The following is a 19,509-nucleotide window of genomic DNA, read 5'->3' on the forward strand; positions in this document are numbered from 1 at the left end:
ACGCACTTTTTGTCATGGGATATCGATGCGATGCGATTGTATGACAATCCTTTATGGGACGCTGCTCTGGAAGCTCGAAGGGCTGCAACGGCTATCTCCGAGCTCCTTAGGAAATGGGGGCTTCACCCTCACATCATCATCAGTGGGAGAAAAGGTTATCATGTGACGGTCTACTTTAGGCGTGGAGTCTCAATCAAAATTGCAATGCAATTGTTTCAGGCTGTGCTCCAACATCGAGAAGGTCCGCAAATTGGAACAGGTCTTAAAGTAGAATGCTTGCCGATTCAGCGTGGAAACAAGCTGCCACTCGGAATCAACTGGAGTGCCGAAAGGTATTGCGGTTTCGTGGATCCCTATACCCTGGATCCAATTGCAAACCCGTATGAGTATCTCTTGAACATCGTTCCTGACGACCCTACGGTTCTGTACGAAATTGAGGATGAAGGGTTGAGCCAACGACAACACAAGCGCAAGCGCAAGCGCACTGTCATTTTGGAGAAATCCTGGAGCGAGGATCAAACAGAAGCGGCATTCAAATTGGGAGTCATTGCACCAAGCACACGGCATGATACGCTTGTCCGGGTTGCAGCGTATATTCGAAACACACCGTCGCTTTGCCCCGATTCCCTCGCTGAGTTCATCGATGTTCTGATATCATGGTCTCGTAAGCAATACGAACAACATCGAGAGAACATTGGAACGACTTGGACGGAACACATGAGAGACGTGCATCGAGTGGCAAAATATGCGTGGACACATCCTTTGACTTCTGGCGTACCGAGAGTCATAAAAGTGACGGCGGCTATTGTACACTGGATTCGTGGCCAAACTACAGTGCTTGCCGAACAGCAAGTGATGTTCGCTGCGTGGTTCCAAATGTCGAATGTAGGGGGATGCTTCCATCTGGGATATGAACAGGTGCGGGACATGACCCATTTAGCGAAGGATAGTCTAGATCGGGCTATGAAGGGGCTTCGAGACAAGGGTATTTTGGTTGTTCAGGAAGAATATTTTAATGGAAGAGACGGTATTTTTCCGTCAAAAACGAGAAAATATTGTTTCGGCAACCCGCCTGGAAAGTCCTCACATCAAGCCGTTCTCTTGATTTTGACCAAGGAACAATGGGACCCAACCTTGTGGTTCCGCCTGTTAGTCTCACTTTTCACTAAGGAACAGTTGAAGAACTGGTATCCTTTCGCTTACCATCGCATCTGCCGGGTTGAGCCAATTCTTCTCGGGCGCTCCACCGCTTGAGTGATTCACACACCCTATGTAGAAGAAACGCATCTGCGTTTCTTCCATACATCCAAGCGAACTCCCCCCATCCTGATTCGGTTTTTTACCCACCAGTCATATTTTATGTTCGGCTTTGCACCCGTCTAGGGATACCTCGACGTGTAAATAACCGAATGAAACCCGTGAAAATACCGCACTACTGCGGGATATCCCTCCTTTAACTCGGATAGCTGGTCATGCTCCCTGCTGTTCATTCGGTTTTTCACCCACAGTGTCTGCATCAAATTCGGTTAAGCACCCAATGCTTTTTGCCAGGTTCACAAACGGCGACAAACGGAAGCAGATTGATACCTTGGCTACGGTTGTAAAATCCACATCCACCTGCTGGATGACGAAGAAACAAAATGTGCGACGCTCGGTATCGCTTAAAAGGTTTACCCAGTCGGTTTCCATGAATCTTGCTATCCAATCATCGAACGTAGAATTTTGAGAAAGTGCCGATACCTCCTCCAAAAGAGAAATCGACCTCTGGACTTTTTCCTTGGAAGCAGTCTCCCGCAACGAAATAAGTTGTTCCCACTTCTCTGCATACGGCGTTGAAGTAGATAACGTTGCCCGCTGATATCTCGCCTCCTCGAGTTCGGCATTTGCATTTCGTTGCGCCACAAGGATCTCCTTTTTCCACCGAACAAGTGTGTTTCGTGCCTGGCTTTTGAAAAGACTGATTCGTCCGGGCCATTCTCGAGCGATCTGTTTCAAGACGACCTCATCAAGCTTGGATGTTGCGATTTTCTGCCCACACGATGGACATACATAATGAACGTATCTCTTTGAAGAGCGAGCAGGTGTGCTGTCCTTGACAAGCAAACCAACGCCGCACTTTTTGCAGTGAGCCAATCCTTGAAGAAGGTTTGGTGTGTTAAATTTCATCCCGGTTTCCTTTTTGACGGTTCGCAGTTCGTGAACAATATCCCAGAGCGGTCTGGGAACAATGGCATCAATTTGCCCTTCAAACAAATCGTACTGTCCAATCGGTTTCCGAGCGCTATTTGAATAGCCTTTGCGCCGGTTCCACGCAAGGTTTCCGCAATAAACTGGATTATTCAAAACCACATCAATGGTGCTCGTACGCCACTCACCCGACCTCGGGGAGGGGATTCCAGCTTTATTCAAGATGACGGCGATCTGAGCGTCTGCATATCCCCATGAGGCGAGATAGAAAATGAACAGGGCCACGCCGGCGGTCTCGCCAGGAACCAGCACACCGTTGTGCCATTGATATCCATATGGCGCAGGCGCACCCGGTCGTCGAGGACCTCGAGGATCATGAAGCAACATACTTTGTGCGTCAATGGCACGAGTGGATTTTACGGTCGAATCATATTGCGCCATCAAGAGCTGTGCCTGCACTACCGGTGACTTTGGATCCCACAAACCTGTCGTTGCATTGAAAAATTCGCATTGTGGTTTTCGCTCTTTAATTGGATTGAAAACCTGCAATACGAAGTCCGACATTTGCCGACTTACACGACTTTCATCATAAAAGAAGACTCCGTTCACGGCGTCATGTTCTAGCACAGTTGTCAGAAGCGCCTTCATGGCATCTCGCTTGAGCGCCGGTTTTCGATATGCACTCACTGCGTCATCGATAAACCATTCGATGATTTCGTATCCGTTCAACTCTGCGCACCGCAAGACCTGACTACGTTGAATTTCTAACGAGTGGTTTTGCCGCTGCCGCTCGCTTGATCGACGCAAATACGCAACCCCGTTACGCCGTTGCTTCATGACTTTCACCTCCGTTTCGCAAAAACTTGCCATAATACGCTAGAAAGTCAATTCGTTCCGGGAAGACGATGACTCTACTGAATAACAGTGAAGCGAGGGATCGTACCGCACCTTTATCCTGCATTCTTGTCACCAGCGTGTGTTGTACCAAATCAATAAGTCCCCTAACATCCAGCGAATAACCAGCCTGAAGCTGCCGAATCTTGTCAGACAAAGATGAACTTTGTTCCTCGAGCGACTCAATCTCTTGCAGTGCCAGTTCGGCCACTCTATTGTTGACACCTGGTTCGAAGCGCCGTGCAAAAGCCAGGGACTTATCTTCGTATTCTTTTATCACCCTAGCCCTCTCGGATTCGAGCCTACGAACGTGCCTCCGGATGAATTCGGAGCATGTTTGGTGGAACGCCTCAACATCGAGGTTTGTAATCCGTTTTGAAATTTGCTCCATGACAACGGCATTGAGCAACGAGATATCAATAACATTTACCCGATGTCCTCCACGGCGACACTCGTAACGAGGCTCATAACTGATTGACGATTTCTGCGCCATTGGAGACCCGCACAGGCCACAAATCGGTTGCATGATTCCCTCAATTGCATTGTCCAACGCTCTACCAGTCCATTGTGCAAGGTTTGAGATGCTAACTTGTACGGCCTTGAATGTTTGCAACGATGTGATGGGTTCAACGTGTGGGAGCGCATGATAAGTCCCAAACCGCTGGACATGACCTGCATAGAACGGCGTCTGAAGCACCTTTAGCATCTGCGCCTCGGTGCGATGCAAAATTCTGCGGTGAGACTCGAACTTCAGCATGAATTCATCGAATCCCCGTACCGACGAAATATCGTCAAACAGCTCAGCTATGCCATCCGCACGCTTGGAATCCCTGTAGTAACGAACAAATCCATCGTCTCCCCGGATACGTTTGTATCCGAAGAGTTGTGCCGGATATTCTTTCACCGCATCCGATACCCTTCGCTGTATGGCCTGCGCCTCGTACGCCGCAGCAATGTCGGAAATACCTTCCACCAAGATGTTTCCGTCGAAAGTCCTTGCCGAAGCGGCGGTGAAGACGACCTCCACTTTACGGGAAATCAGCAGCTTCGCAATCTCCACGTACTCATAGGCATCCCGTGCCAGCCGATCTCGCTCATAACAGATCAGTGTTCCGATCTGACCACCACGAATGAGAGCCAACATGCGTTGTAGCTCTTGCCGTTTAGCCATCGGGACCTTCGCTGCTGACACTCCGTGATCGACAAAAGTGAGCAGCCGGTCCGGTGGTACTTGCCGCAAGATGGGTTCAGCAGCGGAATGCTGCATCCTTTCATCTTGTGCATCTGTACTCACTCGGACATAAAAGGCACAATACTTGCCACCCTCCAGATTCATAACTTACACCTCCTCACCAGACATTGGGTCACCCTCTTGAACCCTGGTGCTCATGAGGAAGTTTGCGACATCTTTGGGCGCAAGCTCAAGTTTTACAATCAGGAGGTGCTCTACGAGCCGCTGTATCCACTCGTCTGCCAAGGAATTTTCATTTTCATACTCCACTCGTACAACACGCACGTCAGTCATATGTACACCTCCGGGAATCTAGCATTTCTCCTAGAATTCCCGATTTGGAAACTGGCTAAACGTGTGCATTCATCTGTGTCGTGAGAATTTGTGGGACCCCTTCATTGGAACCTGGCATCTCAAGAAAGAGTGACAACTGCACATTTACGTCGTCGTGACGAGGGACGATGATCACCTCCGCTTCACTACCTGGCATCTTCAGATCCTGGAGTATCTGTATCATCCATAATCACCTCTGCTACTCTCGGATTTTTCAAAACGAATTGATCGATGACAAACTTCGACACCCCTGAAGCACGTGCCGCCTCGACCAAATTTGTCCACCACTGGTCTCCCAGTTTCGTCTCATGCATGACATCACCCCCTTCAACTGATGCCATATCATCGAATCTTTGTGAGATGTTGCAAGTCTTCCAAAATCATTTGCAGTTTACGTGTCGTAATTTTGGACTTTTGGCCCGTTCGCCTTGTAAGGTATCCCCATCAACAGCACTAAATCTTGTTCCGCCGGGGTCATGTGGGGATTCCTAAAAATGTACGATGTTGTAAATTTGGACAAACCTCTGGCGGATCGCATAAGGTGCTTGTCAGAGTCCAAAACCGAAAGGGGAAATGTCATATGTCACAAACTACACATGTCAACCCAATAAGCAGTGGACAAGAGCCATCCACTGTGCTGATGGAACGTGTTCTGCATGCGGTCAATGAGCCCGAACGTCAGAAGCGGTCTCGTAAGGCAAAGGCAGCCTGGCAACGTAGGCGGGAGAGGTTATTTCGTGCTTCGCACGACGAAGCATTCATTTATGTGCGTTCAACAAATGCTGACGATTTTCAATTACAAGAATCTCTTCTGAAAGACAAAGCGGCAAAGCTCGATCTTCAATGCACGCAAGTGTTCTACGACAGTTGCACCGGCATAACAGATCCATTCGCCAGGCCTGGATTCTCGCAGCTCATGAAGGCCGTACGGGCGATTCCCACTGTTTCAATAGTATTGGCTGTTGACCTGACCCGTATTGGTCGGTCAAGGACATATCTGTCCCACGTCAAGTCGCACCTCAAAGACCATGGCGTTGAGTTGATGCTCGGCAAGTAAAGCGACAATCGGGTAACTGGTAATTCCGTTTCTGGCGAGTTGGCACTGAGACACTGGCTCGCCGCCCTCCTCACATATTGAAAAACAAAATACATTGCGAGAACAGTCTGGTGCCTTGTTTGAACAAAACAAGTTGTTCCATGCTTTGTCTCGCAAAAATTTGGGAGGTTTGAGAGGAGGAGATTTTGTGCAAACTGCACATGAGCAAGAAAAACTGGAGTACCGCTTTGAAATTGTTGACTCCTGTCCAGCCAATCTCACAGACAAACAAATCAGTGTGGTCGCCACCATGATCGAACGGTGGTTGGTTTTGAATCGTGAGGTGATTGTCAGTGGCACACAACGAATTGCGTAGGCAGACCTACGCTCAGCAACGGCCGGCCTTCGCATACAAACGCCGTAGCAAGGAAGACGAGACGGGCAACAGTATGGCTGCACAAGAAAAGGCTATCCGTGAACGCTTCGAGCCTGAGGGATTCGAAATCGTCCAGTGGTTCGTCGACGAGCATAGTGCCTTCCGGAACTCAGCCGGTCGTGACGGTATTACTCGGCTCCTGCGGGAACTGGACAACCATCCCGAGGTCAAGGATGTGCTGGTTGAACAACATGACCGGTTGGGTCGGGAGCCGGATCACGTTGGCTGGATTCGACAGGAGCTGAAAAACCGTAATGTTCGGTTGCACTATGCCATTCAAACCTACGACACTTCTCAACCAGATGGAATGATCATGCAGCAAGTCAACACGGGTTTATCGGCGGCACACTCCATGCAAATTGCTCAAAAGACTTATAGCCGAATGCTGAGCAATTTCGTGCAACGGGATCCTGAGACTGGATGGCAATTAAAGAACGGTGGTCGTCCACAGTACGGCTATAAAATCGTTCGTGTGAAATATTACACCGGGGCGAAGACGAGGTATCGCAGCATTTGGGAAGTTGACGAGCACGCAGCACAGGTCTTGCGGCGAATTGTTGTTGACATGCGCATCGGGCGCAACATGAGCTATGAGGAAATCCGTGACGAACTCAACGCTGAAGGAATCCCAAGCCCGGAGGGCGGTCTTTGGACCAAATCGACAATGCACGAAATTTTCCGTCGTGACCGACTGCTAGGTGCAGCGGGCGTCGCCATCTGGAACAGGGAAAACAAGAAAGACAAAATGTTGCGCCAGGAGCAAGGAAAGTTCAAGCCGGAAGATCAGTGGATTAAGGTCGAGAATGCACATCCAGCCATCCTAACCATGGAGGAAGTCGACTTGGCTACTGCTTTGGGAGAACAAAGGGGGCCTCGCACCTTCACTCCACGGACAGACGCTAGTCCATATCTCTTTTCTGGCACCAATGCTGAGGGAGAAATCATGTTCGTGTGCGCCCGTTGTGGCGGGCACATGGTGAGTTACCAGAAGTCCAAGAACAAGAGCTTCTACGCTTGCAGTCATGCGAGTAACGAGGGACAACATGGTCGTTGTGGGCCGATTGTAAAGGTTTCTAAAGAGACCGTTGAGAACGACATCATCCAAGCCGTGATGTCCAGGTATTCCAGTCACGAGTTTGTTTCTCAGGTTTTAGAGCGAGTCAACGTCATCATCCAAGACATCAACAGCCACGGCAGTAACGAGCTCAAGTCACTTGATAAGGCCATTGAGCAAGCCCAGAGAAAGATGAACAACCTCCTCGCAACGATTCAAATGACCGGCCCTTCAACAACCTTGGCTGAAGCGTTTAAGACCGTTGAAGCCGAGAAGGAGCGGTTGGAACGTAAGAAGGCGGCTTTGCTGGTCGAAGTACAGCCCATCCGTCCCATTACCGAATTGGAGTTGCGGACTTTGCTCGAAGACTTCTCTAACGTGATGCAAGCGGGGACGAACAAGCAGCGTCGTGAGATGATACGTGCTTTCGTGTCACATATGATCTTTGATCCGGAAACCCGCCAGATGCAGGTTTATTTCTGGCCGAGCCCCTTGATGGGCCCGGATCCTTACATGAAAAGAGCGAAGCACATTTTTCTGTGCTTCGCCCGGATTTCGGATGGTGGAGGCGACGGGAATCGAACCCGCGTCCGAAGATCTCGCTACATGCACATCTACGGGCGTAGACCGTCTACTACAGTCCCTGCCACCCGCGGACGATCACGCTGGTGCACAGGCAAGTTCGCTATGGTTTCGCCGGTGCCCCGCGAACAAAGGCATCGACTAGCCTGCTCAGGTGACGTTACAGGGCGCGCACAGGCAACGCGTCATGTAACGGTCTCGCGCGATTAGGCAGCGAGAGCGATCTTGCTTTGTGAGGTAAAGCGATTAGCTTTGCCAGTTAAACTTAGACCTGCGTGATTAACGTGTGCGCAGCCCCACGACCCGCCGTCCATGCTCGAACAATCCCCGTCGAATCCAAAACGCCCCCGCGTTTTGGGAATGTCTCGCTAATCGCTGAGGTGTTCTTGCTTGGCTGACGAAACTCAGTCTATCACGATCCACAGTTTCTGACAACGGCATGTTTTTGGCGATCCGGCCAGCCGCTCACAACCGAAGCAAACGGCAGGAACTTATGCAAACCCTGCTCAGCCCCATCAGCAACCGTGGTTTAAGCAAACCTTACCCGCGCTGTCGATCCCGCAAGGCGCGCTCAATTTCACGATTGGCGTCACGCTTCTTCATCGTCTCGCGCTTGTCATGCAACTTTTTACCCTTCGCGAGACCAAGTTCCACTTTCGCGAAGCCGTTCTTCAAGTAAATCTTCGTCGGCACGAGCGTGACTCCACGTTCGCGAACGGCCCCGAACAGATAATTGATCTCCTTGCGATGGAGCAAGCACTTTCGGGTTCGCAGCGGATCGTGATTAAATCGGTTGCCCTGCTCATATGGGGCGATGTGCATATTGTGAATAAACACCTCGCCCTTCTCTACGCGGGCATACGCATCGCGCAGACTGACTGAGCCTTTGCGCATCGACTTGATCTCCGTTCCGGTGAGCACAAGGCCTGCCTCGAACGTCTCCTCGATAAAATAATCGTGGTACGCTTTTCGGTTTTGCGCGAGGATCTTCCCCTCACCGGACTTTGCCATGCGTGTCACTCCAGAGCCACCAGCAGATATATTGCGTATATTTCATCATACCATGGCTCACCAGCACGAGCAAGGCGTTGGCCCAAGCGGCAACCTCTGGAGACTTCACGGATGATGGACACAGGGTGCCTGTCACTACGGCATCCATCCCTGTGTCATCTGCGGCCACGTTTGCCAGTTGGCTTCCCCTTGGCCTTCTTCGCCTTGCCCCGACCACCTGATTGCGCAGCGGCACCGACTACCGCTTTGGCAGATTTCGCTCGCCTTGGCCGATCCGCCGACTCCATCGCTGCTCGCTCGCTATGCTTGCGGCCCTTGGCCTTACCTGGGCCCTTTTTCGCAACGCCCGGTTCGCCTCTCGTGGGCCACGTACGGTAACCGCCAGTTCGCCGCTCTCCACGTGCGCGATCGCCAACTCCACCTGTTTCCCGATCCCACTTGGCAAACCGCTCGTCTGCACTTTGCCGCTGGCGTTTCCCACGTCCACCTTCAGCTTCACGCAGGGCACGCGGATCCGGGAATTCCGCGTCCCACTCGTCATATGGCATATCCGGCGGCGAAGCCGCATGCCGAACGTCGATGATGGGGTCTTCGTGATCCGCGCTTGGCACCGCGTCCCGCCGACGTCCGGCGCGGTCATAACCACCGCGCACCGTCTTCCCACGCAGCCTATCGCGCTTGCCACGCCCACCTATACCGCGATCGCGCTGTTGGCGCCCACCACGCTCACTGGACATCGATTCGCGACGACGGATGCTCTCGCGCCGCTCCTTGGGCGACAGATCCTCATCGTACACGATGGCCTCGCCGCCTGCGCCGCCGACATACGTCGCTTCGCGCAGATGTGCGACGAGTCCGAAGTCGATACGCAAATCTTCCTTGCTCGCACGCGTCACCACGACGCGAACAGGATCGCCAATGCGAAACACGCGGCGCGTGCGCTCGCCGATGAGCGCCATTTGGCGTTCGTTAAGAACGTAGTAATCGTCGTCGAGCGCACTAATATGAATCAAGCCCTCAACGCCATTGTCGAGTTGCACAAATAACCCAAACTGGGTCGCGCTCGTGATGATGCCGTCAAATTCTTCGTCGAGGTGCGCCTGCATGTACTCGACCATCTTAAGTTGGTCGACTTCCCGTTCCGCGTCTTGCGCAATCCGCTCACGTTCACTCGACTGACGGCTGGCTTCAGCGACGAACTCGCGCAACTTCTCCTCGCGCTCCGGCGAAAGTCCACCACTTAAGACCTCACGCATGATGCGATGGATGGTCAAATCCGGATAACGGCGGATGGGTGAGGTAAAGTGTGTGTAATAATCTGCCGCAAGCCCAAAGTGCCCCGTGCATTCCGGCCTGTATTTCGCCTGTTGCATCGACCGGAGCATGACTGTGGAAATCATGCGGGCTTCCCGCGTGCCTTCCACTTCGTTCAACACTTCCTGCAGTGCGCGAGGATGTACTTTGCTACCGCCGACACCCTTCAGGTGATACCCAAAGTTGTGTAAAAACGCGTTCAAGTCCAGCATTTTGGCCGCGTCCGGCTCCTCGTGAATACGGTAGACGAACGGCACACCAAGCCAGTGAAAATGCTCCGCGACCGTCTCGTTGGCCGCAAGCATGAATTCCTCGATCAACCGCTCCGCAATTGAGCGCTGGCGCGGCACAATGTCGACGGGCTCGCCGAGATCGTTCACCTTGACGTAGATTTCGTCGAAGTCAAAGTCGACAGCCCCGCGGCGCATGCGCTTCTCACGCAGGATAAGCGCCAGTTGCTCCATCAACTCGAACATCGGTACGAGCGATTCATATTCGCGGCGCAATTCAGGATCCTGATCCACCAAAATCCGCCGCACGTTGTTGTACGTCATACGCGCGGCCGTGCGGATGACGCTTGGGAAGATGTCGTGATGAACGACGCGACCCTGTTCATCAATCTCCATCACGCAGGACATCGTGAGCCGGTCGACTTGTGGATTGAGCGAGCAGATGTTGTTCGACAAGCGCTGAGGCAACATCGGAATGACGCGATCCACCAGGTACACGCTTGTCCCCCGTCGAAACGCCTCTTTATCGATCACGCTGCCCTCTTGCACGTAATACCCGACGTCGGCAATGTGTACACCGAGTTCATAGTGGCCATTTTCCAGCACTTTCACGTGCACCGCGTCGTCGAGATCCTTGGCATCGTCGCCGTCGATGGTGACGATCACTTCACCGCGCAAATCGCGCCGCTTGGCAATCTCGGCCGGATCGATCTCGATGGGAATGGCCTCTGCGGCACGTAAAACTTGCTCCGGAAACTGCTCCGGCAACCCGTATTTGCGAATGACCGAGAGGATGTCCACGCCGGGCTCATCCGGATGCCCAAGCACCTCGACGACGCGCCCCACTGGCCCGTGCGTCGCGGACGGATACGACGTCAATTCGACGACCACGACGTACCCATCATGCGCACCGTGCGCGTCCTCTTTCGGCACGAAAATATCATCGGCAAAACGTTTGTCGAGCGGCGTGACGAACGCATGGTGCGCGTACAACGCAATTTTCCCGACGATTCGCTCGTTAGCCCGATCCACAACCTTCACAATCACGCCCTCGCGATGCGCCCCCGTTTTGCCACGTACGTCGCGAACGCGGGCCAATACCTTGTCGCCGCTCATGGCGCCGTTAAGCTCCGTCGCGGGAATATAAATATCCGCTTCCGACTCCTGCTCAGGAATCACGAAACCAAATCCGCGCGCCTTCATCTGAAGCCTGCCCACAATCAAGTTCATCTGCTCAGGCAAAGCGTAGCGGTTATTTTTCGTGCGCATGATCTCGCCGCTGTCTTCCATTTGATTTAACAACTTCACAAAGTCCCGAAACTCCGACGCCCGCTCGACGTCGAAGACTTCACACAATTCTTGTGCGGTCAGCGGCGTGTAGATGTCGCTGGCCATATAGTCGAGCAGTTGTTCTCTTTGCAAGGGAACTCACTCCATCGTCAGACTCGCCTTGGCGCGAACCGATACGTAATGTCTGTACTAGTATGGACACAAACAGGCGAGATCGCCACCCCTTGCCGTAGAAAGTTTTGCCGTAGACGATCAGTGACTTGCCTGCCGCTGCGGTTTTAAAAAGTAGGAACAGACAAACAGGGCTGCTGCCAGTGCGACAAGGAGCCAAAACGATTGATGATAACTTCCGGTTGCGTCTTCAATGGCTCCTGCCAGCATCGGTACCACGCCGGACATGATGTAGCCGCCGCACTGCATCATGGCCGTCCAGCGACTCGCCTCGTCGCCTGTCGAAGCCTCATCGAGGGGCAGTATGAGCAGGATGGGAAACAGGCCGCCAAGTCCGATTCCCAAAAAGACGTCGGCAATCCAGGGGCCAGTCATACCGAGCGGCATTGCACACAGGGCCAAACCGATCACGGAAAACACGGCACACGCCATGAGCCAAGGCGTCCGCTTGTTGCTGCGATGCACGAGCATGGGAATGACGAGACTCGAAAACATTTGGATGACGGAGAACGTCGTCAGCACCACCCCCGCCCCAGCAGCCGAATACCCTGTTTGCTCGGCTTGTGGCGCGAGCCATGTCGTGACTGAATAATATATGCCTGACTGCAAACCGAACGCAATCAACAACAGCCAAGCCCGACCGACATTCCACGGCAGCCTGCCCTTTGCCTGCTTTTCGTCGCGGAATCCGCGATCCGCCACAAGCACCGGCACCCACACCGCGAGTCCAAGTGCGGCGAGTACCGTCCACGTTCCCAAAGATGCTTGCCATGAGTGAAGCGCGGAGCCAAGCGGGATCGACAAGCCAGCACTGACAGTGGCGCCAACGCCGATGCCGACCGAGTAAATGCCAATGATGGCCGCCGCACGCTCGGCAAAGTGCTCCTTGATGAAACCGGAGAGCAAAGGTCCAATCACCGCAATGCCGACGCCCGCCAAAAAGGCCGATACGAGCAAGAGCGCAGACGCGTGAACGAAAAAGCGCAACAGCGTGGAAAGGCCAATGAGCACCATACAAGCGAAAATCGCTCGATCAATGCCCATTTTGTCACCGAGCGTACCTGTGAGCGGGGCGAAAATCCCCATGCAAAAAACCGGAATCGCGGTCAACAGGCTTGCGGTCAGGGAGTTCATGTGCAATGCGTGCTGAATTTGCGTCATCAGCGGGCCTATTGACGTAATGGGAGGACGCAAATCGAGCGACACAATAAAAATCGCCATAATTAAGAATCCTAATCTCTTTCCCAACTCTATCACTCCGATCAAAGTCGCGTCTTCGCGCGAAAAAGGGGCCCGCCCTCTGTCATCACTAGGATGCACAGCGAGCAGCCCCTTGACATACAAAAATCTGGCCGCAGACGGTTCAATGAATGTTGTAGTGGTAAAAGGCCGCAATCAGCATGGTCACCAAGAACAACAAAATCGCCAGCACGACCGTCACTTTGCCGAGAAACGAATCGAGTCCCTTGGAGCGCCGATTTGACATTTGGTTGGAACCGCCTGTAATGACGCCCGACAAGCCCGCACTTCTACCCGATTGGAGCAGGATGACAAGGACGAGCAACGCGCACAACGCCACGAGGACGATTTTCGCTGCTAACATCATCTGCTTGTCACCTCCGCTCCACGTCGTTTTCCAGTCTTAGTCTATCATGGCTGTCAAGCGTGCAAAAACGCACTTTTGCCTGCGTACTGCGCAGCACCACCAAGTTCTTCTTCAATTCGCAGCAATTGGTTGTACTTCGCCACACGATCGGTGCGGCTTGGCGCCCCAGTCTTGATTTGGCCAGCATTGGTCGCCACCGCGATATCGGCGATGGTCGTGTCCTCGCTTTCGCCCGAACGGTGCGAGATGATGGACGTGTAACGAGCGCGCTTCGCCATTTCAATGGCCGCGAACGTCTCCGTCAATGTGCCAATCTGATTGACCTTAACAAGAATCGAGTTCCCGACATGGTGCTCAATGCCTTGCTGGAGGCGTTGTACGTTTGTTACGAACAGATCGTCGCCCACCAGTTGGAGTTTACCGCCAAGGGCTTTCGTCAGCTTCGCCCAACCTTCCCAGTCGTCTTCCGACAAACCATCTTCAATGGACACGATAGGATACTTGCCGAGAAGGGACTCGTAGTACGCAATCAACTCGTCTGCCGAGCGCGTCACGCCTTCTCCTTCAAAGTGGTAGACGCCATCTTTGTACAACTCGGTCGATGCGACATCGAGCGCGATGGAAGCCTGCTCACCCGGCTTGTAACCAGCTTTCTCGATGGCCTCGACGATAATCTGAATGGCCTCTTCGTTGGTCTTCAGGTTGGGCGCAAAACCACCCTCATCGCCAACGGTTGTGGCCAAGCCTTTATCGGAGAGCACCTTTTTCAGGTTATGGAAGATCTCTGCGCCCATCCGCAACGCTTCACGGAACGTTTGCGCCCCATGCGGCACGACCATGAACTCTTGAATGTCCACCGTGTTATCCGCATGCTTACCGCCGTTCAAAATGTTCATCATCGGCGTCGGCAGCGTGCGCGCATAGAAGCCGCCAAGATAGCGATACAGCGGCAAACCAAGCTCAGCAGCCGCGGCTTTCGCAACCGCCATCGACACGGTCAGGATGGCGTTGGCGCCGAGTTTGCCCTTGTTTGGCGTACCGTCGAGACCAATCAACAGTTCGTCGATCGCGACTTGATCCAGCGCTTCCTCGCCGATGAGTTCCGGCGTGATCACTTCGTTGACGTTTTTGACGGCGTTCAACACGCCCTTGCCCAAATAACGCCCCTTGTCGCCATCGCGCAGTTCCACGGCCTCGTGTGCGCCAGTCGATGCGCCGGATGGAACGATGGCGCGACCCATTGCGCCACTCTCCAGTTCCACTTCCACTTCCACCGTCGGATTGCCGCGCGAATCAAGTACCTCGCGAGCATGTACGTCAAAGATCTCAGACATTCCGATCCACTCCCTCAAATTTGAAATCCCACGCGGGTTGTATTCCCCGCCGCGGTCATGCCTATGTCAACCGAAGGTTCAACCTCCAGCCGTACCGTTATCCTATCGACGTGGCCAATCACTTGACGATGAGCGACTTACCTGTCATTGCCGGCGGCTGCTGTACGCCGAGCAAATCGAGCAAAGTCGGTGCCAAATCGGCCAAAATGCCATCAGCGCGAAGCTTTACACCCGGCAAAGTGACAATGCATGGCACCGGATTGGTCGTGTGCGTGGTGCACACTTCATGCGTGTCCGGGAACACCATCACGTCCGCATTGCCGTGATCGGCCGTGACAATCGCCACCCCGTCGACCGCAGCGATGGCATCGAGCACAGTCTTAAGACACTCGTCGACCGCTTCACAGGCCTTAATGGCTGCCTCAAGTGATCCTGTGTGCCCGACCATGTCCGGGTTGGCAAAGTTCAAGATCATTGTGTCGATCTCGCCGGATCGCATCCGATTGGCTGCTGCTTCCGCGACTTCGTACGCGCTCATCTCCGGTTTCAGGTCGTAGGTTGCAACCTTCGGCGACGGAATGAGAATCCGCTCTTCGCCGGGAAATTCAGCCTCTTGGCCACCAGAGAAGAAAAACGTCACATGTGGGAATTTCTCGGTCTCGGCAATGCGCAGTTGCGTAAGTCCTGCCCGCGAGACCACTTCGCCATATGTGTCATGCGGACTGTCAGGCGGGAATGCGATCTCGCCACCCACCGTATCACTGTACTTGGTCATCGAAACGAAGTGCACAGACGGTGGATTGGCACCGCGATCGAACCCATGAAACTCGCTGTCTGTAAACGCCTGCGACAATTGAATGGCACGGTCCGGCCGGAAGTTGAAGAAAATCAGCGAATCTCCGTCCTCCACGGTCGCAACCGGTTTGCCTTGCGCATCGACGTGGACAATGGGCAACACGAACTCGTCAGTGACATCATTGGCATAACTCTTTTCCACAGCCTGCACCAGGTCTGTAACTTGCTCGCCTTCTGCATGCACCATCGCGTTGTAGGCCTTTGCGACGCGCTCCCACCGGCGATCGCGATCCATCGCATAGTAGCGGCCGACGACGGTCGCAATCTGCCCGATGCCGAGATCGGCCATCAACGATTCGACTTGGCGGATGAAGCCTGCACCAGTCTTGGGCGACGTGTCGCGTCCATCCAGAAACGCATGAACTGCGACTTTCTGGACGTTCAAGCCAGCAGCCATGCGCAAAAGCGCAAGTAGATGGTCGATATGGCTGTGTACACCGCCATCCGAAACCAGACCACAAAGATGCAGAGTCTTGTTCTTGCGAACGGCGGCATTCATCGCCCGCTTTAGAACCTCGTTCTGATAAAAGTCGCCATCGCGAATGGCCTTGGTGATCTTGGTCAAATCTTGATACAGGACGCGACCAGCCCCAATGTTTGAGTGACCGACTTCCGAATTGCCGAACTGGCCTTCCGGTAGCCCGACTGCTTCGCCGCTTGCCTGTAGCTGCGTATGAGGGTATGTCTGCCAAAGATGATCAAACGTTGGCGTCTTGGCCAGATACACCGCGTTACCTTCGTGCACTGGATTGAGACCGAAGCCATCCAAAATGATCAGCGCCACCGGTCCCTTGCCACTCGGGCGGGATCGACGTGCAAAAGCCGCATCCGCCATCAGATAACCCCCTTCAGTGCCTGCGCCATCTCGACGAACGAGGACGGTTCAAGGCTCGCTCCTCCGACCAACGCGCCGTCGATATCTGCCTCGCGAACAAAAGACGCAATATTGTCAGGCTTCACACTGCCGCCGTAAAGAATGCGCACCGAAGCAGCCGCCTCTGCTCCGAACAGATCAGCAACCAGTGCGCGAATCTCGCTCGCCACGTACTGCGCGTCCTCTGGGGTCGCCGTCTTGCCCGAGCCAATCGCCCAGACGGGCTCGTAGGCAATCACGGCCTGTGCGACTTGTTCTTGTGACAGGCCATCCAGGCCTTGTTGCACCTGACCCGTCACGACTTCCTTCGTAATACCGTCCTGCTTCTGCGAAGAATTCTCGCCGACACACAGCACCGGGATCATGCCAGCTTCCGCGATGGCCCGAACCTTGTGGTTGACCATCTGATCCGACTCGTTAAACAACATGCGGCGCTCAGAATGTCCAGCCAGGACGAAACGCGTCCCGAATTCGGCAAGCATGCCCGGCGCGATCTCGCCCGTATACGCCCCTTCTTTCTGAGGATACACGTTTTGCGCCCCAACCTTCACGTTTGCGGGCAACATCACGCGCAAAACGTGCAAGCTTGTATATGGCGCACAGATGGCATATTCGACACCGTCGACCAGGGCCGCCGATTGCTGCCCAAGCGATTCCGCAAACGATCGCGCCTCAGCGACCGTTTTATACATCTTCCAATTGCCCATGAGCAAAGGTGTTCTTGCCATGGACGCGCCTCCTTCCTCAACTGGGCGAAGTCACTTCTCTGCGATAACCGCAACCCCAGGCAACAACTTGCCTTCAAGAAATTCGAGTGAAGCGCCGCCGCCCGTCGACACGTGCGACATCTTGTCCGCCACCCCCGCCTGTTCCACGGCTGCCACAGAGTCGCCACCACCAACGATGGTCGTTGCGTCTGCTTCGGTCATCGCTTCTGCAATCGCAAACGTGCCCTTCGCAAAGGCTGGCATCTCGAACACGCCCATCGGGCCGTTCCAGATCACCGTTTTCGCGTTGCGAATTTCCGCCTGATACTGTTTTACCGTCTCCGGGCCAATATCGAGCGCCATCTCGTCAGGTTGGACGGCATCCACGTTGCGCACCGCATGCTCCGCATCAGCAGAAAACGCCTTGGCGGCGACGACATCGACCGGAAGCAACAGACGGCTGTTGTGCTGTTTGGCAAGTTCAAGCAGACGCGCTGCCGTCCCTTTCGCATCCGCCTCGACAAGCGACTTGCCCATGTCATAACCCTGCACGGAGAGGAACGTGTTCGCCATGCCCCCACCGATGAGCAATGCATCGACCTTGGGCAAAAGGTTTTCAATCACACTGATTTTATCCGATACCTTGGCACCACCAATGATGGCAACAAACGGGTGTTCCGGATTGGCGAGCGCCTCGCCCATCACGCCAACCTCTTTTTCCATCAAGAAGCCCGCAACACACGGCAAATAATCCGCGATACCCGCCGTAGACGCATGTGCGCGATGCGCAGTACCAAACGCGTCGTTCACAAACACGTCGCCGAGTTCTGCCAACTGCTTCGCGAGGTCCCTGTCGTTCTTCTCTTCGCCAGCGTAAAAACGGACATTCTCCAAAACGAGAATGGCGCCGTCGGCCAACGCGGCGACCGCTTGTTCCGCAGTCTCGCCAATCGCATCCGGGCAGAACGACACCGATTTATCTGGCAACAGCGATTGTAAGTGACGAGCCACGGGAGCCAAGGAATACTTTTCGCTGCGCTCGCCCTTCGGCCGGCCAAGGTGGCTCATGAGGATGACGCGAGCGCCGTGATCAGATAGGTATGTAATCGTCGGCAGTGCGGCGCGAATGCGCGTATCGTCCGTGATTTCGCCCCCATCGTTCATCGGGACGTTGAAATCGACACGAACTAACGCGCGCTTACCGCGCCATGCGACGTCCTCAATCGTTCGTTTTGGCACAGAAAAGACCTCCCATCTCCTGCTTGTCTCTTTGCACGGGTGTTGTGTTCGCAGTTGTATTGTACCAGACCACTTCCTATGCCAAAAGTACTTTAGCTGTTTCGGTGGACCAGGTGCCCCTCGCAGGGCCGTCCGGACTATCGGCCGAGCTTGCTGAATATGAATGACAAAAGCGAGATCGCATCGGAGGTGGCGGCACATGACCATCGGAATCATCGGCACAGGCCACATGGGCGGCATGTTGGCGAGGGCGTTCGCAAAGACGTCCGACGAGACCGTTTACGTATATAACCGATCGCGCGCAAAGGCTGAGGCCGTTGCAGCGAGCTGTCCGCAGATTGTCATTTGTGACACATTGCAGCAAATCGCCGCGCTATCCGACGTGATCGTCGTCTGCACAAAAGCTGTCGACGGCGAACGCGTCGCCGAGCAACTGGGACGTTACCTGACCGCGGAGCAGTTGCTGCTCACGACAATTAGCACGGTCGATCTCGCCCGCTGGCAGCGGCTCACCACAGCCACGCCAATTAAAATTGTGCCAAGTCTGACCCAATCGGTGCAAAAGGGTGTGGTGCTGATTACCTACCCCGATAACGTGGAGCGCGCCGTTTCGCAAGCAGTTGAACGTAGGCTTGCACGTATCGGTCAACCTTATGTCGTGCGCGATACAGATGTACGCGTCTGTTCGGATCTCACAAGTTGCGGTCCTGCGTTCCTAGCTTATCTGTGCCAAACGTGGGCCATGGCTGCCAGTCGCGTCAGTGGTATCCCCTATGCTGAAACGCAGTCGCTTGTGACCAACACGTTGATTGGTCTTGCAGCCATGCTTGAGCAAGGCATGGACTTTGGGCGGGTTCTCGAACAAATCTGCGTGCCAGGCGGCGTTACGGAAGCGGGTTTAGAAGCGCTGGCGGGAGCCGAAGAGATGTTTGTTAAGCTCCATGAAGTGACAGCTCGACATGCGCAGCCCAGTCGATCCATTACACCGCTGCCCGCGCGCGACGCTCGCTAGACCGGGATTTCGGCCGAGTATCAAGGCGAATTCTGACAACCTTTGTCGAATATGCATGAATTCCACACGATACACTTGTCAAAAAATTGAACGGAAAGCATAATGTTTTCAAA

General features: G+C 54.0%; 16 protein-coding genes, 1 other RNA gene and 1 pseudogene. 5 read left to right on the forward strand and 13 right to left on the reverse strand.

Annotated elements, in window-relative coordinates; translation table 11 throughout:
• The first annotated feature begins 393 nt into the window (after nt 1-393).
• Nucleotides 394-1,254, forward strand: coding sequence for a hypothetical protein (locus BLU70_RS14365; protein ID WP_143027504.1), 861 nt, complete (start codon nt 394-396; stop codon nt 1,252-1,254).
• A 216-nt stretch (nt 1,255-1,470) separates the two neighbouring features.
• Here BLU70_RS14365 and BLU70_RS08700 read toward each other — a convergent pair whose 3' ends face one another.
• The 4 genes from BLU70_RS08700 to BLU70_RS14595 form a co-directional block, all read right to left on the reverse strand.
• Nucleotides 1,471-3,057 (reverse strand): recombinase family protein, encoded by a 1,587-nt coding sequence (locus BLU70_RS08700; RefSeq protein ID WP_083341222.1) that lies wholly within the window; start codon nt 3,055-3,057, stop codon nt 1,471-1,473.
• Nucleotides 3,008-4,417 (reverse strand): recombinase family protein, encoded by a 1,410-nt coding sequence (locus tag BLU70_RS08705; protein ID WP_074693232.1) that lies wholly within the window; start codon nt 4,415-4,417, stop codon nt 3,008-3,010. Before BLU70_RS08705 ends, BLU70_RS08700 begins: the two co-directional genes overlap by 50 nt.
• Before the next feature lie 3 nt (nt 4,418-4,420).
• Complete coding sequence (locus BLU70_RS08710; protein WP_074693233.1) at nt 4,421-4,606, reverse strand: hypothetical protein; 186 nt, start codon at nt 4,604-4,606, stop codon at nt 4,421-4,423.
• Between the two features lie 185 nt (nt 4,607-4,791).
• Nucleotides 4,792-4,959, reverse strand: a complete 168-nt coding sequence (locus BLU70_RS14595) for a hypothetical protein (protein WP_176780870.1) — start codon at nt 4,957-4,959, stop codon at nt 4,792-4,794.
• 266 nt (nt 4,960-5,225) lie between these two features.
• On the opposite strand from BLU70_RS14595, the gene BLU70_RS08715 reads away from it, so the two are divergent.
• The 3 genes and pseudogenes from BLU70_RS08715 to BLU70_RS14965 all read left to right on the forward strand — a co-directional run.
• Nucleotides 5,226-5,702: a recombinase family protein gene (locus BLU70_RS08715; RefSeq protein WP_074693234.1), complete on the forward strand. Its 477-nt coding sequence runs from the start codon at nt 5,226-5,228 to the stop codon at nt 5,700-5,702.
• A 187-nt stretch (nt 5,703-5,889) separates the two neighbouring features.
• A complete protein-coding gene (locus BLU70_RS14600; RefSeq protein WP_176780871.1) occupies nt 5,890-6,057 on the forward strand; it encodes a hypothetical protein in 168 nt (55 codons plus the stop codon).
• Nucleotides 6,035-7,216, forward strand: a pseudogene (locus BLU70_RS14965) (recombinase family protein); the annotation flags it as partial. The gene BLU70_RS14600 and the pseudogene BLU70_RS14965, both read left to right, overlap by 23 nt.
• Nucleotides 7,217-7,731: 515 nt before the next feature.
• On the opposite strand, the gene ssrA reads toward BLU70_RS14965, so the two are convergent.
• The 9 genes from ssrA to BLU70_RS08770 form a co-directional block, all read right to left on the reverse strand.
• Nucleotides 7,732-8,102, reverse strand: a transfer-messenger RNA (tmRNA) gene (gene ssrA / locus BLU70_RS08730).
• A 191-nt stretch (nt 8,103-8,293) separates the two neighbouring features.
• Nucleotides 8,294-8,764: an SsrA-binding protein SmpB gene (gene smpB, locus BLU70_RS08735; protein ID WP_040290781.1), complete on the reverse strand. Its 471-nt coding sequence runs from the start codon at nt 8,762-8,764 to the stop codon at nt 8,294-8,296.
• 155 nt (nt 8,765-8,919) lie between these two features.
• Complete coding sequence (gene rnr / locus BLU70_RS08740) at nt 8,920-11,730, reverse strand: ribonuclease R (protein ID WP_074693235.1); 2,811 nt, start codon at nt 11,728-11,730, stop codon at nt 8,920-8,922.
• A gap of 120 nt (nt 11,731-11,850) precedes the next feature.
• Entirely contained in the window at nt 11,851-12,990 is a 1,140-nt protein-coding gene (locus tag BLU70_RS08745; RefSeq protein ID WP_074693236.1) for an MFS transporter, read from the reverse strand.
• 142 nt (nt 12,991-13,132) lie between these two features.
• A complete protein-coding gene (gene secG / locus BLU70_RS08750; RefSeq protein WP_006448140.1) occupies nt 13,133-13,375 on the reverse strand; it encodes a preprotein translocase subunit SecG in 243 nt (80 codons plus the stop codon).
• 53 nt (nt 13,376-13,428) lie between these two features.
• Nucleotides 13,429-14,709, reverse strand: coding sequence for a phosphopyruvate hydratase (gene eno / locus BLU70_RS08755; protein WP_074693237.1), 1,281 nt, complete (start codon nt 14,707-14,709; stop codon nt 13,429-13,431).
• Between the two features lie 118 nt (nt 14,710-14,827).
• The gene (gpmI, locus tag BLU70_RS08760) at nt 14,828-16,399 is read right to left on the reverse strand and encodes a 2,3-bisphosphoglycerate-independent phosphoglycerate mutase (RefSeq protein ID WP_040290783.1); all 1,572 of its coding nucleotides are present in this window, start codon (nt 16,397-16,399) and stop codon (nt 14,828-14,830) included.
• On the reverse strand, nt 16,399-17,166 hold the full coding sequence (tpiA, locus tag BLU70_RS08765; RefSeq protein WP_074693238.1) for a triose-phosphate isomerase: 768 nt from the start codon (nt 17,164-17,166) through the stop codon (nt 16,399-16,401). Before tpiA ends, gpmI begins: the two co-directional genes overlap by 1 nt.
• A gap of 30 nt (nt 17,167-17,196) precedes the next feature.
• Complete coding sequence (locus tag BLU70_RS08770; protein ID WP_074693239.1) at nt 17,197-18,384, reverse strand: phosphoglycerate kinase; 1,188 nt, start codon at nt 18,382-18,384, stop codon at nt 17,197-17,199.
• A gap of 163 nt (nt 18,385-18,547) precedes the next feature.
• On the opposite strand from BLU70_RS08770, the gene BLU70_RS08775 reads away from it, so the two are divergent.
• Nucleotides 18,548-19,396 carry a pyrroline-5-carboxylate reductase dimerization domain-containing protein gene (locus tag BLU70_RS08775; RefSeq protein ID WP_006448145.1) on the forward strand — a complete coding sequence of 283 codons (849 nt, stop codon included), beginning with the start codon at nt 18,548-18,550 and terminating at the stop codon, nt 19,394-19,396.
• The last annotated feature ends 113 nt before the right edge of the window (nt 19,397-19,509 follow it).

The organism is Alicyclobacillus hesperidum, assembly GCF_900107035.1.
In the GTDB taxonomy this organism is placed as follows: Bacteria; Bacillota; Bacilli; order Alicyclobacillales; family Alicyclobacillaceae; genus Alicyclobacillus; species Alicyclobacillus hesperidum.

Excerpts from the sequence above, each read along its gene's own strand:
- BLU70_RS08700 (WP_083341222.1), bottom strand. The coding sequence starts at position 3,057 with ATGGCAAGTTTTTGCGAAACGGAGGTGAAAGTCATGAAGCAACGGCGT.
- BLU70_RS08705 (WP_074693232.1), bottom strand. The coding sequence starts at position 4,417 with ATGAATCTGGAGGGTGGCAAGTATTGTGCCTTTTATGTCCGAGTGAGT.
- BLU70_RS08710 (WP_074693233.1), bottom strand. The coding sequence starts at position 4,606 with ATGACTGACGTGCGTGTTGTACGAGTGGAGTATGAAAATGAAAATTCC.
- BLU70_RS14595 (WP_176780870.1), bottom strand. The coding sequence starts at position 4,959 with ATGCATGAGACGAAACTGGGAGACCAGTGGTGGACAAATTTGGTCGAG.
- BLU70_RS08715 (WP_074693234.1), top strand. The coding sequence starts at position 5,226 with ATGTCACAAACTACACATGTCAACCCAATAAGCAGTGGACAAGAGCCA.
- smpB (WP_040290781.1), bottom strand. The coding sequence starts at position 8,764 with ATGGCAAAGTCCGGTGAGGGGAAGATCCTCGCGCAAAACCGAAAAGCG.
- BLU70_RS08745 (WP_074693236.1), bottom strand. The coding sequence starts at position 12,990 with ATGGCGATTTTTATTGTGTCGCTCGATTTGCGTCCTCCCATTACGTCA.
- secG (WP_006448140.1), bottom strand. The coding sequence starts at position 13,375 with ATGATGTTAGCAGCGAAAATCGTCCTCGTGGCGTTGTGCGCGTTGCTC.
- eno (WP_074693237.1), bottom strand. The coding sequence starts at position 14,709 with ATGTCTGAGATCTTTGACGTACATGCTCGCGAGGTACTTGATTCGCGC.
- gpmI (WP_040290783.1), bottom strand. The coding sequence starts at position 16,399 with ATGGCGGATGCGGCTTTTGCACGTCGATCCCGCCCGAGTGGCAAGGGA.
- tpiA (WP_074693238.1), bottom strand. The coding sequence starts at position 17,166 with ATGGCAAGAACACCTTTGCTCATGGGCAATTGGAAGATGTATAAAACG.
- BLU70_RS08775 (WP_006448145.1), top strand. The coding sequence starts at position 18,548 with ATGACAAAAGCGAGATCGCATCGGAGGTGGCGGCACATGACCATCGGA.